The organism is Planococcus sp. RAB007_Raresut, assembly GCF_057369535.1.
The window spans coordinates 1-258 of record NZ_JBXYIF010000172.1 but is presented as its reverse complement, the minus strand read 5'-3'; the positions used below and the strand labels follow the sequence as shown (position 1 = coordinate 258).

At 55.0% G+C, this 258-nt stretch carries 1 protein-coding gene; it reads right to left on the bottom strand.

The window, feature by feature from the left end; translation table 11 throughout:
- Positions 1–244 (bottom strand): ATP-binding cassette domain-containing protein (locus tag AC2Q9J_RS18170; RefSeq protein ID WP_499042116.1); only part of this gene is annotated, 244 nt, incomplete at its 3' end.
- Positions 245–258: the final 14 nt, after the last annotated feature.

Here is a 258-nt window from a genome sequence, read left to right as displayed (position 1 = left end):
ACGGCTCGTTCCGTACAATCCGTCCTTGATCGAGTTCGATGTGCCAATCAAAAAAGTCTCCCCACAAGTGCGCGCGATGTTCGACAACGATGACGTTCACGTTGTCCAAGTGATCGAGCCAGTCGACGAATCGATTCGCGGTCACTGGGTCAAGGTGTGTCAACGGCTCATCGAGAAGCAACCATTCCGGTTGTCCGACCATGGCGCAAGCGACGGCGATCCGCTGTTTCTCCCCTCCTGACAAGGAATCGATGTGAC